Origin of the sequence: Pseudofrankia coriaricola, assembly GCF_032027725.1 — a bacterium.
Taxonomy (GTDB): Bacteria; Actinomycetota; Actinomycetes; order Frankiales; family Frankiaceae; genus Pseudofrankia.
In genome coordinates this window covers 1-17,281 of record NZ_JASNFO010000082.1, presented here as the reverse complement: position 1 = coordinate 17,281, position 17,281 = coordinate 1, and the positions used below count along the sequence as shown (strand labels likewise).

Sequence of the window (17,281 nt, the reverse complement as noted above, 5' to 3'; positions counted from 1 at the left end):
CACGGAAACCGCACATCCATACCGCGCAGGCCCGGTCGCCGGGGCTCCGAGGTCCATGCCGATCGGTGAAGCCGATCGGGGAGGTCCGCGCCCCCGGCCCGGGACCCGCGCCCGGCCTAAGAGATGACGTCTGACCTGGCCAGCGGGGGAGTGTCCACCTGGACGCCCGCGGCGCGCAGTTCGGCGACGGCGCGTTCGTCGTCGCCTGGCTGAAGGTTGACGAAGCGGGTGAGCTCGAGCGGGACGACGACGTCCAGCCCGAGACGCCTGGCGTCCAGGGCTGTTTCCTTGACGCAGTAGTCGCCGGCGAGACCGACGACCACCACCTGGCCGCAGCCGGCCGCCACGAGCCGGTCACCAAGCACGGTCGACGTCCGCTCGCCCGACCTGGGGTCGCGCACCGAGAACCCCGAGTAGCCGTCGGCACCGTCGACACCCTTGCGGATCACCTCGCCGGTGACACGGGTACCGGTGTGGAACTCGGCGCCGGCCGTCCCGGCCACGCAGTGCGGCGGCCAGACGCCCCCGGACGTCACGAAATGCGGCGTGACCTCAGGGTGCCAGTCCTGCGTCCAGAAAACGGGTGAACCGGCCGCGGTCGCCCTCTCCACCTGCGCATTCACCGCGTCGACGATCTCCTCGCCGCCACGGACGTACAGGCTGCCTTCCCTCGTCGCGAAGTCGTTCTGCAGGTCGACGACGATCAACGCGACCCCAGGGCCATACGTCGTCATCGGCGTGTTCCTCCCGTGCCGCCCGGTGTGCCCGCGTGGGGTCACTCGTGCTGTGATCCTAGGGTGTCGGGTATGCGTAGCCGCGACTATGGCCGGGATGTACTGGCCCCTTCCGCGAAGAAGGCGCCGGCAGCCATACCCGTTGTCGAGGCGGAGCCGGACCTCGTCGTCGAGGACGCGGGGAGTGGTTTCTGCGGCGCCGTCGTCGGCTTGGACGCCACCGGGGTCACGTTGGAGGACCGGTTCGGCGTCCGCCGCCTCTTCCCACTGGAAGACGGGGCGTTCCTGTTGGAGGGCCGGCGGGTGACTCTGGTCCGGTCGCGGCGGGCCGCGCCCGCGGGTCCCGGGCGGACCGCGTCCGGCTCGGTCGCGGTGCCGAACGCGCCGGCGCGGGTCGCCAGGGCCGGCCGGATCTACGTCGAGGGCCTGCACGACGCGGCGCTCGTCGAGCGGGTCTGGGGCGACGACCTGAGGGTCGAGGGCGTCGTCGTGGAACCCCTCGACGGAGTGGACGAGCTGCCGGCGATCGTGGCGGCGTTCCGGCCGGGCGCCGGGCGCCGGCTGGGGGTGCTCGTCGACCACCTGGTCGCCGGCTCCAAGGAGAGCCGGATCGCCGCGTCCGTCACAGGCGAGCACATCCTGGTGACGGGCCATCCCTACGTTGACATCTGGCAGGCGGTGAAGCCCGCCTCCGTCGGCATCCAGGCCTGGCCCGAGGTGCCACGCGGGCAGCCGTGGAAGGAAGGCGTGTGTCGCGCGCTCGGCGTGCGCGAACCCGCCGAGATGTGGCGGCGCGTGCTGGCGTCCGTGGACAGCTACAGCGACCTCGAGGTGGGTCTGCTACGCGCGGTCGAGGAGCTCATTGACTTTGTCACCACCGGCTGATCCTTCCCCGTCCGGGAGCCGCCCGCCGCCCGCGGGCGGCGGCCGCCCGACCGGTGGCCGCGCGGCGCCGCGGCCGCGACCGCGGCAGGCGGTCGGGGGGCGCCGGAAAGGGCCGTCCCGGCAGAGCGAGCGGAGTTACGTGCTCGCGGGACGGTCGCCGCTCGCCGCCGGCAGGGGGGTACCGCGGCCCATGCTGGCGCTGACGGCGGCCGTGGTGCTGCTCCTGGCGGTACTGGTGGCCGTGCTGGCGGGCGGCGCGGCCGGTGGGGCCCCGTCTGCGGGGCACGCCGCCGTGGACGGCGCGGCCGGCGCGAGCGGGGCTGGCGACGCGCCCGCCTCGGCGGTGCCGGGCGGGGTTCCGTCGGCGACGGCGGTCCCCAGCCCGGTGGTTCCCAGCTCCGCGGCCCCCGGCGCGGTGCCGCCGGAGGACGACCTGCGCGGGCGGGTGGTCGTGCTCGACCCGGGGCATGACGGCGGCAACGGCGCGGCGCCGGCGCAGATCGACCGCAAGGTCGACGCCGGCGGCTTCCTGAAGGAGTGCGACACCGTCGGCGCGAGCACCGACGCCGGCTACCCGGAGCACGCATTCACCTGGGACGTGGCGAACCGGACGGCCCAGCTGCTGCGCGACCGCGGCGCCACCGTCGTGCTGACGAGGAACAATGACACCGGCGTCGGCCCGTGCGTCGACGCGCGTGCCCGGGCCAGCGCCGACGCGCACGCCGACGCCGCCGTCTCCATCCACGCCGACGGCGGCCCAGCGGACGGCTTCGGGTTCCACGTCATCGCACCGGACCGCGCGCCCGACAGCGTGAACGCCGGCATCGTGGTCGCCTCCGGGCGGCTGGCGACCCAGCTGCGCGACGCCTTCGCGTCCTCGACCGGTGAGGCACCAGCCAACTACCTCCCCACCCACCAGGGCATCGTCGACCGGTCCGATCTGGGCGGCCTGAACCTGTCGACGGTTCCCAAGGTCTTCGTCGAGTGCGCCAACATGCGCAACCCGGCTGACGCGGCGCGCGTCAGCGACCCCGCCTGGCGCCAGCGCGCCGCCGACGGCATCGCCACCGGCATCGCCCGCTACCTCACCGCACCCGCGAGCTGAACGCCTGAGGAGCGCGACATCCGGCCGGTCATTCTCGGACGGTCGGGGCGAGGTCCGCTACCAGTGTCGATCCCTTAGAGTGACTGCTTGTATGCGGCTGACACGGCCGCTGGGGGCCTATCGCGAGGGGCCTCGGCTGTCCCGCTGGGCTCGCGACGGCGGTGCCTCAGGCACCGTTCCGCCGGGCTCCGCCGGACGGTCGAGCTGTGTCGCTTCAGCCCGCCCATAGGCGTGCGCATCCAACACAGGTCGGACGACGCGATGCGGACTGTGTCGGATGCGCGCGGACTGTGTCGGATGCGCACGTCCATAGGCGGGCTGAGCCGCCACAACTCGCCGACAGAGGACGGCGCGGCGGGGACCTGAGGCGTGGAGCCTGGGTCTCGAGGGCGTCGGCGCGACTGGTGGCAGCCAAACCGTGCGCGCCGCGGGACGCCACCACCCGATGGTGCCGCGGAGTGGCGGCAGCCGGGGTGCTGAGGCTCGGGTGGGTGGTGATGATGACGATGGGGGCTGGGCGGCCGAGCCTTGCGCGTGGGCGGAGACCGGCCGGGCGTGGCGCTCCGAGCGGGCAAGATGCCTCACTCGGGTGCCCACGACAGACCGATGGCGCGGGGTATCGCGCAACATCTGGACGACGCTTGCGCGCTGTTCGACGATCGGCCCCGCCGTCCGCTAGAGTTCACCTTGCACCCGATGGGGAGCGGCAAAGGGAGGCAAACCGGGGTAACCTGGGCCTTCTGCTAGACTCCGGAGGGCGGCGAACCTACCGGTTAGTGATCGAGTCGTGAGACACGGTCATGGTGACAGGATCTCGGTCCTGTACAGTAGGCAACGCACGCGGACGTGGCTCAGTTGGTAGAGCATCACCTTGCCAAGGTGAGGGTCGCGGGTTCGAATCCCGTCGTCCGCTCGGAAGTAGCGAGGTCACGAGGTCAAGCCCGTCAAGGCCTCCTCCGGCGGAGTGGCCGAGTGGCTTAGGCAAGGGCCTGCAAAGCCCTGTACGCGGGTTCGATTCCCGCCTCCGCCTCGCACTTACACGGGTGTAAAAACCCTTTCGGGCGATTAGCTCAGTGGGAGAGCGCTACCTTGACACGGTAGAGGCCACTGGTTCAATCCCAGTATCGCCCACGAGCCGGGATTCGGCTGCTCGCCGCCTTTTGGCGGCTTCGCCACCGGCCGCGATGTCTGCCCAAGGGGGCGACCCCCTGGAACCCCCGGGTCAGGGGGCTTTGCCCCCCGGCCGCTCGCGCTTCGCGTGTTGCGGCCTTTCTCGTTTCTTGCGTGGCGTTGTTTCGGGTGCGGCGCGATGGGCTGCCGGCTTTGTATGGCCGCGCTTGGTGTGTCCCGATGAGGTGCCGGCTCTGCGTGGTCGTGTTTGGGCGATTTGCGATGGGCTGCCGATCTTGCCGGCCGGGGTGGGTTTGTCGTGGTGGGCTGGTGGGGCCGCGGGTGGTTGGCTTGGCGGCGGAGGGCTGTCGGCCTGGGGCACTTGGTGGCGCTTCGATGAGCTTGCCTGCGTAGGCGATGCGGTACCCCGGAAGTGGTGGGTCGGCCGGATGACGCCGGAGCGGGACGTCTGGCCTGGGTGATCGTGAGAGCAGCCGGCGGCGTCGGTCGCGGCCTGGGCCGTGGCGCCATGTCGGCGGTGTGGTGCCCAACCGGATTGCGGGGCGAAAAAACCCGTCCGGTGGGGGCCCACCGGACGGGCCTGGCGATATGTCGTTCGCCGGACGGTGCCCGCACCGGAATTCGCGGGTCGGGCCCTGGCGGCGCCCGACCCGGGCGCATCACCGGTCGGGGCCACCCCAGATGAGGAGAGCCAGCTCGGCGTCGAGGTCGATCACGTCGCTCTCACTGCCGAGAGGGACGGCCGCGTAGGTGCGGCGTAGGAACGCCAGCACCTCTGAGCGGGGCATCTCGAACAGGGCGTGCCCTGACGGGCTCGACAGCGACAGGCAGACGATCCTGCCGCCCGACTGCGCCGCGGGCCAGACCTGGACGTCCCCGTCACCGGCCGGGCGACGGACGCCGTCGCTCAGGAGCTGCCGGGCGAAGGTCCACTCGACGACCTCGTCCGCTCCGGTGCGGAACCCGATGCTGACCGCATATGGGTCGTCGGGCTCATACCGGACCGTCGCGGCGACTGGGACCGGGGCACCCCCTGGCACGACGAGCCGGAGGGCGAGTTCTGCGGTGATCGAATCGTGACGAATAGTCATCGGGCGGCCTCTCAGCGGTGCGGTGGTGCGGGCGAGCACCCGTGTAACGAGATAGTTCCCACTCTGCGTCTCGTAGGAAACAAGGTTATGCCAAGACAACATCTGTTACGACGGTTCGGGCGAGTTGCCCGTCCGGGGAGCCCTGGATCCCCAAAGATCCGCGTCGCGAGTCTCTGGGAGAGGCGCCCACATCCGTCAGGTCCCCGTTGCGGGGGGCCGGCGTCGGTCCGAGCCACCGGGAGGCGACGTCGGTCCTCGTTGCGACCCCACCGGGAACCTCCCGGACACGGACCCCACTGCCGTGGCCGTGCCCCGACATCGTTCCCCGCGGCGCGGTCCTCAACCACGGCGAGTGCCGACCAACGCCCACAGGAGCCCCAGTGACCGAACATCAGTCAGACATGGGACGGACATGCCCCTGACGCGAGGCTCGACCCACGCGGAGCCCATGCGGCACGCCGTTTCATCCCTCCCATCGGGTTGTGTAAGCTGAGCCCCACAGTCAGTCGATCGAGGGACTGGTCGGTGGAGTGGTTGATCGACGAGATGATCGGTCAGGGACTACTCGACCATCCGGCCAGAGATCGAGTTCGGCTGCGACTAGCGGGCGTATAGCTCAGGGGTAGAGCGCTGCCTTCACACGGCAGAGGTCCGTGGTTCGAAACCACGTACGCCCACGAGCCGGGATTCGGCTGCTCGCCGCCTTTGGGCGGCTTCGCCACCGGCCGCGATGTCTACCCAGGGGGGCGACCCCCTGGAACCCCCGGGGTCAGGGGGCTTTGCCCCCCGACACCCCCGGCCGCTCGCGCTTCGCGCGTTGCGGCCTTTCTCGTTTCTTGCGTGGCGTTGTTTCGGGTGCGGCGCGATGGGCTGCCGGCTTGGTACGGCAGTGCTTGGTGCGTCATCATGACTTCCGGACTTGCGGGGCCATGTTGGGATGCGTCGCCGTGGGCATCCGGTCTTGTGCGGTGCTGGAGGGGGGCGTCGCGACGAGGTTCTGGTCTTGTGCGGCGATGTATGGGTGTGTCGGGTCGCGGGGCTTTGGACGGAATCAGGGGTGGGATTGCTTCGGCTTCCCGTTTGCTCGGGGACTTGGTCGCGCTTGGGCGGCCGGGGGTCATGAGTCTCCTCGGGTCGGGTGTCGGTCCGAGTCTGAACGGTGGCCGAGTTGGTGGCCACTGATCGACTAGGGCTATGCCCCGGTCTGGGCGGGAGAGGGGGGCGGGTCACCCTGGGCGGGACGGCGGCAGGCCGGGCGTCACCCTGGTTGGGGCGGGCTGCCGGCGGGTATGGGGCTTGGCCTGGATGGGCAGTGGGACGGCCGGTGGCGGATCCGGGTAGCGGTGCCGCGGAGTCGTCGGGGCGCGCGACTGGCTGCCCGGCGGGCAGGTAGGCGGGATTCGGGTGGGGCTGGCGGTGCCAGTGGGGCTGGTACGGTCGGGGGCGCGGTGCGGGATGGCAGGGATGTGAGGTAGGCGGTTGAGCGGGGTGGCGGACGGCTCGACGCCGAGCGGGATCTGGCTGGACGAGCAGGCGGGCGTCGGGATGCCGGACGCATTCCGGCGGCTGTACACACCGCATCGGATGGCCTACATCAAAGGCGAGGGGCGGTCGGACAGCGACGGGTGCCCGTTCTGCCTGATTCCGGCGATGACCGACCAGGACGGGCTCGTGGTAGCCCGTGGCGCGGTGGTCTATGCGGTGCTCAACCTCTACCCGTACAACGCGGGGCATCTGATGGTGGTCCCGTACCGGCACGTGGCCGACTACGCCGACCTCACGCCGGACGAGACGACCGAGATGGCGTTCTTCATGCAGCGGGCGCTGCGCGCGCTGCGGCTGGCCAGCGGGGCACACGGGTTCAACACCGGGATGAACCTCGGGTCGGTCGCCGGCGCGGGGATCGCGGCGCATGTGCACCAGCACGTGGTGCCGCGCTGGGGCGGGGACACGAACTTCATGCCGGTGATCGGGGGCACCAGGGTGCTGCCCGCGCTGCTGGGCGAGACCAGGGCGCTGATCGCCGACGCCTGGGAGAAGACCGCCGGCGAGGGCTGACAGCGGTACGAGTCCGCCTTCTGCCCGGTCGAGGCGGGGGCGCCTCGACCGGGGCAGAAGGTCAGCTGGCGCGGTCGCGGATCATCGTGGATGCCACATGGTCGGGCATGGGCTCGTAGCGAGCCGGGGAGCGGGTGAAGGTGCCGGTGCCCTGGGTAAGGGAACGCAGCTCGATGGCGTAGCGGATCATCTCCAGCTCGGGGACCTCCGCCCTGATGACGGTGCGACCGACGTCGCCCGCGCCCAGGGGCTCCATCCCGATCACGCGGCCGCGGCGGCCCGAGAGGTCACCCATGACCGCGCCCACGTGCTCGTCGGGCACGAGGACGGAGACCTCCAGGATCGGCTCGAGCAGCGCCACCCCGGCCTTCGCGGCGGCGTCGCGCAGGGCGAGGCCGCCGGCGATCTGGAACGCCATGTCGGACGAGTCGACGCTGTGGGCCTTGCCGTCGACGAGGCGGACCCGGATGTCGACCATCGGGCAGCCGGTGGTGACACCCTTGGCCATCTGGGCGGCGATGCCCTTCTCCACGGACGGGATGAACGAGCGGGGGACCGCGCCACCGACGATCTTGTCGATGAACTGGAGGCCCGAGCCAGCGGGGAGGGGCTCCACCTCGATCTGGCAGATCGCGTACTGGCCGTGCCCGCCGGACTGCTTGACGTGCCGGCCGAGGCCGTGTGCCGCGCCGCGCAGGGTCTCGCGCAGCGCGATCCGCGGCTCGCCGCGGTCGACGTCGACGCTGTACCGGCTCGCGAGCCGGTCGAGCAGCACGTCGGCGTGCGCCTCGCCTATGCACCACAGCAGCAGCTGCCCGGTCTCGGTGTCCGTCCGCACGGTCACCGTCGGGTCCTCGGCGGCCAGGCGCGCGAGCGCCCCCGGCAGCTTGTCCTCATCGGACTTGGTGCGCGGGTCGATCGCGATCGGCAGCAACGGCTCCGGCATCGCCCACGGCGCGAGCAGGCGTGGGTCGTCCCGGTCGGAGAGGGTGTCACCGGTCTCGGCGGTGCCGAGCTTCGTCACCACGCAGATGCCGCCGGCCGGGCAGGCGTCGACGGGGTGCAGCGCGGTGCCCTCGGGCAGCGACAGCCCGCCGATCTTCTCGTCGACGTCGTGGTCGGGGTGGCCGGCGGCGGCGCGCCCGTGGCCTGATACGTGCACCGTGGCGTCGGGGCGCAGCGTGCCGGAGAAGACCCGCACGACCGACATCCGCCCGACGTAGGGGTCGGTGGTGGTGCGTACGACCTCGGCGAGCAGCGGACCGTCCGGGTCGGCGGAGATCCGTGGGCAGTCCGACCCGTCGCAGCGGGTGAGCGGCGGCATCGGGTGTTCGGCGGGGGAGGGGAACGCGTCGACCATCATGTCGAGCAGCTCGACCGAGCCGACGGGCGGGCCGGCGCCGTTCGTGGCGCGCGCGAACGGGAGCACGGGGTGGAAGGAGCCGTGCGCGATGGCGGTCTCGGCGTCGTCGAGCAGCATCTTGGGGTCGAGCTCCTCACCGCCGAGGTAGCGGTCGAGCAGGCCCTCGTCCTCGCTCTCGGCGATGATGCCCTCGATCAGCGCGCCCCGGGCCGCCTCGAAGGTGCCGTCGAGCCCGGCGGGCTCGTCGACCTCGTGCCGGCCTCCGCGGCCGTACTCGACGACGCGGCCGGTGAGCAGCCCGACCAGGCGGGCCTCGTCACCGCCCTGGGCGGCGCCGTCGGGTAGGAAGACGGGCAGGACGCCGGTGCCGAAGGCGTCCTGGCAGGCGGCGACGGCGGCGGTGAAGTCGGCCCTGGGATGGTCGAGGCGGGTGACGACGACGGCGCGTGGCATGTTCACGTCCGAGCACTCGGCCCACAGCGCCCTGGTGGCGCCGTCGATGCCGTCGACCGCGCTGACGATGAACAGCGCGGCGTCGGCGGCGCGCAGCCCGGCGCGCAGCTCGCCGACGAAGTCCGGGTAGCCGGGGGTGTCCAGCAGGTTGATCGTCATGTTTCGATGGCGCAACGCGGACAGCGTGAGGCTGATCCCGCGGGTCGAACGGTGCTCGCCGTCCCCGTGGCGGGCCTGCTCGCGGCTCTGCCCGGCGCTCGCGGCGCCGGTCACGGTGAGCAGGTCCTCGACCAGCGCGGTCTTTCCCGCGCCGGTGTGACCCACGAGGACGACGTTGCGGACATTAGCCGCGGCAGACGGCATCTCGGCCTCCGTTCGGGTCCTGCCGAGCGCCCCAGGTTTCAGGCCACGGAGCCTCCGGGCGCGCCGCTACGCCATGATCGCGCGCCCTTTGGCCTTAGCGCGTCATGAGCCGACGTTCCGGGGGCCTGCGTTCCAGGGGGCGGGGGCCGCCGCGCGCGGAAAGAAAGAGCATGTTCGTTCGCGCCTCCTTTGGCCTCCTGCGCTCGGACGGGTACTGACGTCGCCGCCCAGCCTGCGCTCATGTGACCTAAAGCACAAGTCCGGTGGTTCGCTCTGGGACAAGCCTGGGGTCGGGCGGGAAGGTTGTCATGGTTCGCTCCGTGCGGGCACGGCGCTCCGCGGCCGTCCTCGCCTGGCGGCTCGGACGACCACTCCGCGCCGTGTCCTCCTCCGCTCACGTGCGCTCCGGCGACCTGCGCTGCGGCCCAACCCACGTCGCTTCGCTCGTGGGCCGGGCCTCCGCGCAGGCGCGCCTCCGCGCCAGCCCGGTTGCGTGCCGCCGCAACATCACCAATCCAAGACCGGGCCTGACCCGAAGCTAGATCCCTGCGGAAGCCACCGCTCGGACGCGAAACCCACCGCACGAGCGCAGCGAAGTGCTTCCGACACCACCCCCCTGGCCCGGTCCGTGACGCTCCATCGGCGGGTGACCGTGCTGGGCGCGGAGGCGCGCCTCGCGGAGGCCCGCCTACGAGCGCAGCGATGTAGGCGGGCCGCAGCGAGGTCGCCGGAGCGCCCGTGAGCGGAGGAGGCGGACCTCCCAGATCGACTCCGCAGGCTCCGTCGATCCGGCAGGAACCCCGCGGCGCGGAGGTCCCTTCCGCAGCGAAGCAAGGAAGGGGCCGTAGCGCCGTGCCCGGACGGAGCGAACCAGCAATACAGTGAACCCGCGCGAAGAACACCGCGCCGGACACGACGGGACGGACATGCTCGCTAGCAAGGCGCGGCCGCAGATCAACCGGCTGCTGGAGCCGTTCAGCCGATGGGCGGCCAGGACGTCGCTCTCCCCGGACCTGGTGACGATCATCGGCACGGTCGGAGTGGTCGGCGGCGCGCTCGGCTTCTTTACCCGGGGCGTGTTCTTCCTCGGCACCATCGTGATCACGCTGTTCGTCTTCTCGGATCTCATCGACGGCGCGATCGCTCGGGCTCGCGGGATCTCGTCGAAGTGGGGCGCCTTCCTCGACTCCACCTCCGACCGGCTGGGCGACGGCGCGGTCTTCGGCTCCCTGGTGATCTGGTACGCGGGCGACGGCGACTCGTTGCCGCTGGCCGGGGCGGCGCTGATCAGCCTGGTCGCGGCCGCCGTCACGTCCTACGTCAAGGCGCGGGCGGAAAGCCTCGGTTTCACCTGCAACGTCGGCCTCGCCGAGCGCGGCGAGCGGCTGCTTGTCCTGCTCGTCGCCTCTGGCCTCTATGGCCTCGGTGTGCCGTACCTGCTGCCGATCGCGCTGTGGGTGCTCGCCGCGGCGACCGTCATCACGGTCATCCAGCGGATCTGGCACGTGTACCGGCAGTTCCAGCGTTCCGGCGGCGCGGGTGCCGCGTCGCCGGAGGCCGCGGGCGCCGACGCCCTGCCGGCTGGCGAGCCTTCGGCTGACCAGCCCTCGGCCAACGGGGCGGCGGCCAACGGGGCGCCCGCTTACGGGGCTTCGGCTGATCGGGCCGCCGGCCCGGTGGGCCAGAGGGCCGTGGTCGGCGCGGTCGTCGGTGTCGAGGCGGCCGGTCCGGTCACCTCGGCCGGCTGAACCGGGGGCCGCGTCCCGTGCCCTCCTCCGGACGGTTCACCGACCTCACCTATGCCGTGGGCTGGCGGGTCGTGCGCGCGCTGCCCGAGCGGCTCGCCGCGCGCGGTTTCGCCGCCGGGGCCGACTGGGCTACCCGCCGCGGTGGCAAGGGAGTGCGGCGGCTGCGGTCGAACCTCGCGCACGCCGTGCCCGACGGCACCGACCTCGACGCACTGACGAAGGCCGCAATGCGCTCGTACGCGCGCTACTGGCTCGAGGTCTTCCGGCTCCAGGACATGCCGCCCGAGCGCTACATCGGGGACATGTTCATCCACGACGAGCACTACCTGCGCGACGCGTACGCCGCCGGCAAGGGCATGATCCTGGCGCTGCCGCACATGGGGAACTGGGAGCAGGCCGGCGCCTGGCTCGCGGGCACCGGCGTGCCCTTCACCACCGTCGCCGAGCGGCTGAAGCCTGAGTCGCTGTTCGACCGGTTCGTCGCGTTCCGCGAGTCGCTCGGGATGGAGGTCATCCCGCTCACCGGCGGCGCCGAGCCGCCGTCGGCGCTGCTCATCGAGCGGCTCCTGGCCGGCGGCTGCCTCTGCCTGCTGGCCGACCGGGACCTGTCCGCGCGCGGTGTGCCCGTGGACTTCTTCGGCGCGTCGGCGCGGATGGCGGCGGGGCCGGCGGCGCTCGCGCTGCGCACCGGCGCCGCGTTGCTGCCGACCACGCTCTGGTTCGAGGGAAAGGCGTGGCGCGGGCGGATCTTCCCGCCCGTCGAGCACACCGACGTGGCGACGATGACCCAGGAAATGGCCGACGCGTTCGCGGCGGTCATCGTCGAGCACCCGGCCGACTGGCACATGCTGCAGCGTGTCTGGCTGGACGAGCCGGACGGGGCGGCGCCGGAGCGGGCCGCCGGCCAGGCGGCGCCCGGTGGCGCGGCCGGTGGGAACGGTGACGTCGAGGCCGGCGGGAACGGCGGCCCGTCGGGGCCGGGAGAGCGGTGAGGGTCGGGCTGGCCTGTCCTTACACCTGGGACGTCCCGGGCGGGGTGCAGGTCCACGTCCGGGACCTGGCGGAGACGCTGATCGCGGCCGGGCACGAGGTGTCGGTGATCACTCCGGTCGACGACGCGGACGCGCTGCCGCCCTACGCCGTCGACGCCGGCCGTGCGCTGCCGGTGCCGTACAACGGCTCGGTGTCCCGGGTGCTGATGGGCCCGGTCTCGGCGACGCGGGTGCGCCGCTGGCTGCGTGAGCACGACTTCGACGTGCTGCACGTCCACGAGCCGACCGCTCCGAGCGTCGGCCTGCTCGCCTGCATGCTCGCCGACGGCCCGATCATCGGCACCTTCCACACGGCCAACCCGCGTTCGAAGATCCTCACCGCCGCCCAGGGCGCCCTCCAGCCATCGCTGGAGAAACTGCGAGCCCGGATCGCCGTCTCCGAGGCGGCCAGGCGCACGATCGTCGAGCATCTCGGCACCAGCGCGGTACTGATCCCGAACGGGGTGCGCGTCGCCGCGTTCGCGGACGCCCGCCCGCTGCCCGGCTACGAGCCGCCGCGGCACACCGTGTGCTTCCTCGGGCGCATCGACGAGCCCCGCAAGGGGCTGGACGTACTGCTCGCCGCGCTCCCGGAACTCGCCCGCCGGGTGCCGGGCGTGCGCCTGCTTGTCGCCGGCCCGGGTGACGTGGCGGCGGTGCGATCCCGGCTCGACCCACCGCTGCGTGACCGGGTGGACCTCGTCGGCCTCGTGCCGGGGGAGGACAAGGCCCGGGTGTTCGCCTCCGCCGACGTGTACTGCGCGCCGAACACCGGCCAGGAGAGCTTCGGCATCGTGCTGCTGGAGGCGATGGCGGCGGGAACCCCCGTCATGGCCAGCGACCTCGACGCGTTCCGCCGGGTGCTGGACGACGGCAGGGCGGGGCGGCTGTTCGGCGTCGGCGAGCCGGCCCAGCTCGCCGCGGGGCTCGCCGACCTGCTCGGCGACGACGCGGCGCGCGCCGCGCTCGCCCGGCGCGGCCGGGCCCTCGTCGCCGGCTACGACTGGCCGGTGATCGTCGAGTCGATCGTCGACATCTACCGCATGGTCACCGCCGGCGCAGACCCCGTCTCCCTGGCCTCCGCCGCGGACGCCTGAACCTTCCTGGGCGGAAGGTTCTGTGATGCTTGGGACGTCCCGGGCCGGGCGGTCGCCTGGTCGTCTACGCTGCCCGGAATGACAGTCGTCGTGGCCGTGGTCGCCGTCGTGGTGGCGATCGCGACCTACCTCACCTGGATCGCCCGTCGCCTCGACCGGCTCGGCGTCCGGGTGGACGCGGCCCGGGCCGGGCTGGTCGCCCAGCTCGCCGCCCGCGCCCAGGCGGCGGTCGCACTGGCCGAAAGCCGCGGGCTCGTCTCGCTGGCAGCGGCGGCCGAGCAGGCGCTGGCCGGGCATGCGGCGCTGCGGGCCGGCGCGTCGCTGGACAACGGCGTCGAGGACACGGAGAACGAGCTCAGCCGTGCGCTGCGCGCGCCCGAGGTGGGCAGCGCCGGCCAGGGTGCCCCTGAGCTACTGCACGCCGTCGACTCGGCGGCGGCCCGGGTGGCGCTTGCCCGCCAGCTGCACAACGACGCGGTGCGCGACCTGCGGGCGCTGCGTGGCCGGCGCCTGGTGCGGATGACGCGCCTGGGCAGCCGGCGCCCGCTGCCGGCCTACTTCGAGATCGACGACGCCCTGCCGGCACGGGGCGGGCCGCTGGGCGCCCCGCCGCCGGGCATTGGGCGCCCGACCCGGGTGGTTCCGGGCGGAGCCATATAGCGGTGGTGGCCGGAGCGGCGGAGTGGCCGGGGGCGCCAGCCGCCGGGAGTGATCAGCGGGACGTGTCGTGATGAGGGTCGGGTGCGGCGTCCGGCCGTACCATGGTGGTGGTATGTCCGCCCGGGGCGCGGTGAGGGCTGGCCGTGGCGGCCGGCCGGGGATCACCTGAGGCCGGTCGGGAAGGCCGGCCGAGGGCTGGGGCAAAGCCCCGAACCGCCTTCCAATGCCTGCCCTGTCCGGCCCCGACGCGCGGGTTCTGTGGTCCGTCGGGACGACAGGAGGCACGCGGCCGCCACGGCCGAGGGCCGACCGGCGCGGGACATGACCGGAGCACCTGACCGTGACGAGGACACCCGAGAGAGACGGACCGCCATGCCTGCCGGAGCTACGCCAGCTGGAACGCCCGCCGGAGTCCCCGCGCCCGCCGGGCCGGCGAGGCAGGCCGGCACCATGCCCGTGAAGCGCGGCATGGCCGAGATGCTCAAGGGTGGTGTGATCATGGACGTGGTCACACCTGAGCAGGCCAAGATCGCCGAGGACGCCGGGGCCGTCGCCGTGATGGCGCTCGAGCGGGTCCCCGCCGACATCCGCGCCCAGGGCGGCGTCGCCCGGATGAGCGATCCTGACATGATCCAGGGGATCGTCGAGGCCGTCTCCATCCCGGTCATGGCGAAGGCCCGGATCGGGCACTTCGTCGAGGCGCAGGTGCTGCAGGCTCTGGGCGTCGACTACGTCGACGAGTCCGAGGTGCTCACCCCGGCCGACCCGCACCACCACATCGACAAGTGGGCGTTCACGGTCCCGTTCGTCTGCGGCGCGACGAACCTGGGCGAGGCGTTGCGGCGGATCTCCGAGGGCGCCGCGATGATCCGCTCGAAGGGCGAGGCGGGCACCGGCGAGGTGTCCAACGCCGTCGTGCACATGCGCACGATCCGCGGGGAGATCGCCCGGCTGTCGACGCTGCCCGCGGACGAGCTCTACGCCGCCGCCAAGGAGCTGCGCGCGCCGCATGACCTGGTCGCGGAGGTGGCCCGGCTCGGCAAGCTGCCGGTCGTGCTGTTCACCGCCGGCGGCATCGCCACCCCGGCGGACGCGGCACTGATGATGCAGCTCGGCGCCGACGGCGTGTTCGTCGGCTCCGGCATCTTCAAGTCCGGCGACCCGGCCAAGCGGGCGCGGGCGATCGTCGAGGCGACGACGATGTACAACGACCCCGGTGTGATCGCCAAGGTCTCCCGCGGTCTCGGCGAGGCCATGGTCGGCATCAACGTGGGCGAGCTGCCCGCGGCGGCCCGCTACGCCGACCGCGGGTGGTGAGCTCGGCGGCGAGGCGGACACCCCTGTTCGCTGCCCTTCGGGCAGGTTCCCCAGTGCCCGCGATGTCGACCCGGGGGGACACCTCCCCCGGAGATCCGCTGCCGCGGATCCTCGGGGACCCCGGGGCCCCGGACCCCCCGATGCCGCGCTTCGCGCGGCCAGAGAGGCGGACGTGACTTCGACCAATGCCCGCATCGGGGTGCTGGCGCTGCAGGGGGACGTGCGGGAGCATGCCCGGGCGCTGGCGGCGGCCGGGGCGGAGGCGGTCGAGGTGCGCCGGCCCGAGGAGCTCGCCGCCGTCGACGGGCTCGTCCTGCCGGGCGGGGAGTCGACGGCGATCGGGCGGCTGCTGCGGATCTTCGGGCTGCTCGAGCCGCTGCGCGCCGCGGTCGGCGACGGCCTGCCGGTGTACGGCTCGTGCGCCGGGATGATCCTGCTCGCTCAGGACGTGCTCGACGGCCGCCCGGACCAGCCGCTGATCGGCGGGCTCGACGTCGTCGTGCGGCGCAACGCCTTCGGCCGGCAGGTCGACTCGTTCGAGGCCGACCTGGAGGTCGAGGGCCTGACCGGCCCGCCGCTGCACGCCGTGTTCATCCGCGCGCCATGGGTGGAGAAGGCCGGAGATGGGGTGACGATCCTCGCCAGAGTCGGGGAACACCCTGTGGCGGTCCGGCAGGGCCACCTGCTGGCGACGTCGTTCCACCCGGAGCTGACGGGGGACATTCGGATGCACGAGCTGTTCGTCGACCTGGTGGCCCGCCGGCCCGCGCGGGGCTGACGGCGCCCGGCGCCGGGCCGTCCCCTGGCCCGCGGTGGCCCGTCGTGGCCCGCGGGATGGCGGGCGGCCGGCACGGTTTCACCCAGCCCGCGGTGGGTGAGGCGCCCCGGCCGGCTCCCAGGACGCCGGCGACGGCGCTCCGCGGGCCGTTCCCGGTCGTCGAGCTTCGCTCGACCCGAGGGGCTGGGCGACCCGAGGGGCTGGGCGACCCGAGGGGCTGGGCGACCCGAGGTCGTTGCAAAGATGGTAGGAGGAAACACTACGTTCACCCGGTCGGCCGGCATTGGTGCCCGCCCGGCCTGACAGCCAGAACTTGGCCTCAGGTGCGCGAGGCTCCGCCATTCTCGCGCACCCACCAGCCTTGTGCGATCATGAAGTTTCCCGTGCCGGGAACGGCCGGGCCGACGGACTGGCCGAAGGAGGCGCGACCGTGCTGCATCGTCGCGTCGCTGGAGGCGTTGGGTCAACAGAGGGGCAGGCATGAGCGGTCACTCCAAGTGGGCGACCACGAAGCACAAGAAGGCGGTCATCGACGCCCGTCGTGGCAAGCTGTTCGCCAAGCTGATCAAGACGATCGAGGTGGCCGCGAAGACCGGCGGCGGAGACCCGGCCGGTAACCCCACCCTCGCCGACGCGATCGCGAAGGCGAAGTCGCAGTCGGTGCCGAACGACAACATCGAGCGGGCGGTCAAACGCGGCTCCGGCGAGCTGGCCGGCGGCGTGACCTACGAGTCGATCACCTACGAGGCGTACGGCCCGAGCGGGGTCGCGGTGATGGTCGAGTGCCTCACCGACAACCGCAACCGTGCCGCCTCCGACGTCCGGGTGGCCGTCACCCGCAACGGCGGCACGATCGCCGACCCGGGTTCGGTCGCCTACCTGTTCAACCGCAAGGGCGTCGTGCTGGTCACCAAGACCGCGGGGCTGACCGAGGACGACGTGCTGCTGGCGGTCCTCGACGCCGGCGCCGACGAGGTCAACGATCTCGGTGAGGCCTTCGAGGTGGTCGCCGAGGCCACCGACCTGCACACGGTGCGGGTCGCGGCGACGGACGCGGGCCTGACGGTGGACTCCGCCGAGATCTCCTGGCTCCCGAGCGTCAGCGTGCCGCTGGAGGCCGAGCCCGCCCGCAAGGTGCTCAAGATCGTCGATGCCCTTGAGGACCTCGACGACGTCCAGTCCGTCTGGTTCAACGCCGACATCTCCGACGAGATCATGGAGCTCGTCGCGGGTTAGGTAGCGGGGGCGGGGTTGACTGGAGAAAGCCTTGACCAGTGTCGGGCGGGGTCGGGGCAGAAGGTTGTTGCTGGTTCGCTCCGTGCGGGCGGCGCGCTACGGCCCCGTACTCGCTTCGCTCCCACGGGACCTCCGCGCGCCGTCCTCCTGCGCTCACGTGCGCTCCGGCGACCTCCGCTGCGGCCCAACCACGTTCGCTTCGCTCCGTGGCCGGGCCTCCGCGGGGGCCCG

At 72.6% G+C, this 17,281-nt stretch carries 13 protein-coding genes and 4 tRNA genes; 14 read left to right on the top strand and 3 right to left on the bottom strand.

The window, feature by feature from the left end:
- Positions 1-116: 116 nt before the first annotated feature.
- On the bottom strand, positions 117-734 hold the full coding sequence (locus QOZ89_RS35080) for an isochorismatase family protein (protein WP_071052874.1): 618 nt from the start codon (positions 732-734) through the stop codon (positions 117-119).
- A 72-nt stretch (positions 735-806) separates the two neighbouring features.
- Here QOZ89_RS35080 and QOZ89_RS35075 point away from each other — a divergent pair, with 72 nt between their 5' ends.
- From QOZ89_RS35075 to QOZ89_RS35055, 5 genes are all read left to right on the top strand, one after another.
- Positions 807-1,619, top strand: coding sequence for a DUF3097 domain-containing protein (locus tag QOZ89_RS35075; protein WP_312628114.1), 813 nt, complete (start codon positions 807-809; stop codon positions 1,617-1,619).
- 139 nt (positions 1,620-1,758) lie between these two features.
- Positions 1,759-2,724: an N-acetylmuramoyl-L-alanine amidase gene (locus QOZ89_RS35070; RefSeq protein WP_071052872.1), complete on the top strand. Its 966-nt coding sequence runs from the start codon at positions 1,759-1,761 to the stop codon at positions 2,722-2,724.
- A gap of 840 nt (positions 2,725-3,564) precedes the next feature.
- Positions 3,565-3,637: transfer RNA gene (locus QOZ89_RS35065), tRNA-Gly, on the top strand.
- A 45-nt stretch (positions 3,638-3,682) separates the two neighbouring features.
- Positions 3,683-3,754 (top strand) — tRNA-Cys (locus QOZ89_RS35060).
- 29 nt (positions 3,755-3,783) lie between these two features.
- A tRNA-Val gene (locus QOZ89_RS35055) sits at positions 3,784-3,855 on the top strand.
- Positions 3,856-4,514: 659 nt separating this feature from the next.
- Here QOZ89_RS35055 and QOZ89_RS35050 read toward each other — a convergent pair.
- Positions 4,515-4,946, bottom strand: coding sequence for an SsgA family sporulation/cell division regulator (locus QOZ89_RS35050; RefSeq protein WP_007520135.1), 432 nt, complete (start codon positions 4,944-4,946; stop codon positions 4,515-4,517).
- A gap of 605 nt (positions 4,947-5,551) precedes the next feature.
- Here QOZ89_RS35050 and QOZ89_RS35045 point away from each other — a divergent pair.
- Positions 5,552-5,623: transfer RNA gene (locus QOZ89_RS35045), tRNA-Val, on the top strand.
- Between the two features lie 868 nt (positions 5,624-6,491).
- Positions 6,492-7,004: an HIT family protein gene (locus tag QOZ89_RS35040; RefSeq protein ID WP_071052884.1), complete on the top strand. Its 513-nt coding sequence runs from the start codon at positions 6,492-6,494 to the stop codon at positions 7,002-7,004.
- 61 nt (positions 7,005-7,065) lie between these two features.
- On the opposite strand, the gene QOZ89_RS35035 is transcribed toward QOZ89_RS35040, so the two are convergent.
- Complete coding sequence (locus QOZ89_RS35035; RefSeq protein WP_312628100.1) at positions 7,066-9,183, bottom strand: elongation factor G-like protein EF-G2; 2,118 nt, start codon at positions 9,181-9,183, stop codon at positions 7,066-7,068.
- A 926-nt stretch (positions 9,184-10,109) separates the two neighbouring features.
- On the opposite strand from QOZ89_RS35035, the gene pgsA reads away from it, so the two are divergent.
- The 7 genes from pgsA (at position 10,110) to QOZ89_RS35000 (ending at position 17,050) form a co-directional block, all read left to right on the top strand.
- On the top strand, positions 10,110-10,931 hold the full coding sequence (gene pgsA / locus QOZ89_RS35030) for a phosphatidylinositol phosphate synthase (RefSeq protein ID WP_083419724.1): 822 nt from the start codon (positions 10,110-10,112) through the stop codon (positions 10,929-10,931).
- A 17-nt stretch (positions 10,932-10,948) separates the two neighbouring features.
- Complete coding sequence (locus tag QOZ89_RS35025) at positions 10,949-11,923, top strand: phosphatidylinositol mannoside acyltransferase (RefSeq protein WP_083419719.1); 975 nt, start codon at positions 10,949-10,951, stop codon at positions 11,921-11,923.
- Positions 11,920-13,059 (top strand): glycosyltransferase family 4 protein, encoded by a 1,140-nt coding sequence (locus QOZ89_RS35020; protein WP_071052870.1) that lies wholly within the window; start codon positions 11,920-11,922, stop codon positions 13,057-13,059. The genes QOZ89_RS35025 and QOZ89_RS35020 overlap by 4 nt, the downstream gene beginning before the upstream one ends.
- Positions 13,060-13,137: 78 nt before the next feature.
- Positions 13,138-13,719: a hypothetical protein gene (locus QOZ89_RS35015; RefSeq protein WP_071052869.1), complete on the top strand. Its 582-nt coding sequence runs from the start codon at positions 13,138-13,140 to the stop codon at positions 13,717-13,719.
- Between the two features lie 372 nt (positions 13,720-14,091).
- The gene (gene pdxS / locus QOZ89_RS35010) at positions 14,092-15,036 is read left to right on the top strand and encodes a pyridoxal 5'-phosphate synthase lyase subunit PdxS (protein WP_071052868.1); all 945 of its coding nucleotides are present in this window, start codon (positions 14,092-14,094) and stop codon (positions 15,034-15,036) included.
- A gap of 172 nt (positions 15,037-15,208) precedes the next feature.
- Entirely contained in the window at positions 15,209-15,814 is a 606-nt protein-coding gene (gene pdxT / locus QOZ89_RS35005; RefSeq protein WP_071052867.1) for a pyridoxal 5'-phosphate synthase glutaminase subunit PdxT, read from the top strand.
- Between the two features lie 480 nt (positions 15,815-16,294).
- A complete protein-coding gene (locus tag QOZ89_RS35000; RefSeq protein ID WP_312628088.1) occupies positions 16,295-17,050 on the top strand; it encodes a YebC/PmpR family DNA-binding transcriptional regulator in 756 nt (251 codons plus the stop codon).
- The last annotated feature ends 231 nt before the right edge of the window (positions 17,051-17,281 follow it).

Coding starts and splice junctions, on each gene's coding strand:
- QOZ89_RS35050 (WP_007520135.1), bottom strand. CDS start 4,946: ATGACTATTCGTCACGATTCGATCACCGCAGAACTCGCCCTCCGGCTC.
- QOZ89_RS35000 (WP_312628088.1), top strand. CDS start 16,295: ATGAGCGGTCACTCCAAGTGGGCGACCACGAAGCACAAGAAGGCGGTC.
- QOZ89_RS35035 (WP_312628100.1), bottom strand. CDS start 9,183: ATGCCGTCTGCCGCGGCTAATGTCCGCAACGTCGTCCTCGTGGGTCAC.
- pgsA (WP_083419724.1), top strand. CDS start 10,110: ATGCTCGCTAGCAAGGCGCGGCCGCAGATCAACCGGCTGCTGGAGCCG.
- QOZ89_RS35080 (WP_071052874.1), bottom strand. CDS start 734: ATGACGACGTATGGCCCTGGGGTCGCGTTGATCGTCGTCGACCTGCAG.
- QOZ89_RS35075 (WP_312628114.1), top strand. CDS start 807: ATGCGTAGCCGCGACTATGGCCGGGATGTACTGGCCCCTTCCGCGAAG.
- QOZ89_RS35015 (WP_071052869.1), top strand. CDS start 13,138: ATGACAGTCGTCGTGGCCGTGGTCGCCGTCGTGGTGGCGATCGCGACC.
- pdxS (WP_071052868.1), top strand. CDS start 14,092: ATGCCTGCCGGAGCTACGCCAGCTGGAACGCCCGCCGGAGTCCCCGCG.
- QOZ89_RS35040 (WP_071052884.1), top strand. CDS start 6,492: ATGCCGGACGCATTCCGGCGGCTGTACACACCGCATCGGATGGCCTAC.